The organism is Microcystis sp. LEGE 00066 (assembly GCF_015207925.1).
Classification (GTDB): Bacteria; Cyanobacteriota; Cyanobacteriia; order Cyanobacteriales; family Microcystaceae; genus Microcystis; species Microcystis ichthyoblabe_A.
In genome coordinates this window covers 1-1,492 of record NZ_JADEVX010000354.1, presented here as the reverse complement: position 1 = coordinate 1,492, position 1,492 = coordinate 1, and the positions used below count along the sequence as shown (strand labels likewise).

Genomic DNA, 1,492 nt, shown 5'->3' with positions numbered 1-1,492 from the left:
CCCAAAAACTTGGATTGAGCAATAAAATCGCAAGTAATACGGCCATCCGTTGAGTATAGGCTACATATCAAGAGAGGCACTGACTGGAAAATAGAAGCTGAAATAACGCCAATTCGTCAATCAGAATATTGTCATGCTTGGTGGTGTCAACTTTGGCATCGCGACTGCTTTCTGTCTCCTCTGAATTTTCCTAAGCGAGAAACTTAACCAACTCCTCTAATTTTTGCCAAGCTAACCCACTGGCTAAAATCTCGCGAGCGAGGGCGAAACCAGCAGCATGATCGCCAAAAGTGACTTTTTCTGCCACCTGTAGGGCAAGAGCGGCATTAATCGCCACAGCATCCCGTTGAGCGGGCGTTCCCCCCCCTTGCAGAAGATTTTTGAGGATTTCGGCATTTTCTGGCACTTCCCCGCCTTTAAGGGCATTTAAACTGGCTCTAGGGATAGAAATTGACAAGGGATCGATCGCCGCAGAAATCACATCGCCATTATTTAATAAAGCCATATCGGTCAGATCTCCCAACCCCACCTCGTCGAGTTTTTCCCGGCCGTGAACAATAATCGCCTTGGGGGTTCCCATTTGTGCTAAAGCTGTGGCCATGGGGGTGAGAAATTGCTGGTCATAAACCCCGATAACTTGACCTGTGGGACGGAGAGGATTAACTAGAGGGCCCAGAAGATTAAAAACCGTGCGAACTTTCAGGGTTTTGCGGAGATTAGCCACACTTTTCAGGGCTGGATGCCAACCAGGGGCAAAAAGAAAGGTCACTCCCACCCCATCTAAAGCCGTCGCTACTTTCTCGCTCGGGGCGCTCAAATTAACCCCAAGATATTCTAAAACATCGGCCGAACCGACTTTACTGGAGGCCGAGCGATTGCCGTGTTTAGCCACTTTTACGCCCCCGGCGGCCGCCACAAAAGCCACAGCAGTGGAAATATTAAAGGTTGAAGCCCCGTCACCGCCGGTGCCACAGGTATCGATAACGGGAGTAGTATGGGGTTTAGGGTCTTCTAAGCGAGATTGTTGCCGTAAAACTCCAGCCATTCCCGCTAATTCGGCGGCCGAGACTCCTTTTGCTTGCAAAGCCGCTAAAATCGCCCCCGATAAAACTTCCGGAATCTCGCCGTTTAACCATCCGGTCATTAATTCTTCAGCTTGGTTAAGGGAAAGGGATTTTAGATCGAGTAGTTGCTGCAGTAGGTTTGGCCAGTCTTGAGTGGTCATCGCTGTTCCATTGGTGTGGGGATGGGGCGATATACTATCATAGCGGTTTGTCGGGAGAATCGATCGCTCCTAGTAAGTAGCTGGTTATAATTAAATTAAAAATGAATTTTAGGTTCGATCCCCCCTGCCCCCCTTGATAAGTAGGGCTGTTTCATTCTCCCATCAGAATATCAAAAGTAAAAGCGATCACTATCAGGTAAAATGAGGAGTGACCGCCAACCTTTCAAATATATGTTGAGCTTAATACAAAAACTGAAACAAGTCAAG

General features: G+C 48.0%; 1 protein-coding gene. It reads right to left on the bottom strand.

Annotated features, from left to right (window positions below; genetic code table 11):
* Nucleotides 1–190 precede the first annotated feature (190 nt).
* Complete coding sequence (trpD, locus tag IQ224_RS23455) at nucleotides 191–1,225, bottom strand: anthranilate phosphoribosyltransferase (protein ID WP_002749325.1); 1,035 nt, start codon at nucleotides 1,223–1,225, stop codon at nucleotides 191–193.
* Between the last annotated feature and the right edge of the window lie 267 nt (nucleotides 1,226–1,492).

Coding starts and splice junctions, on each gene's coding strand:
- trpD (WP_002749325.1), bottom strand. CDS start 1,225: ATGACCACTCAAGACTGGCCAAACCTACTGCAGCAACTACTCGATCTA.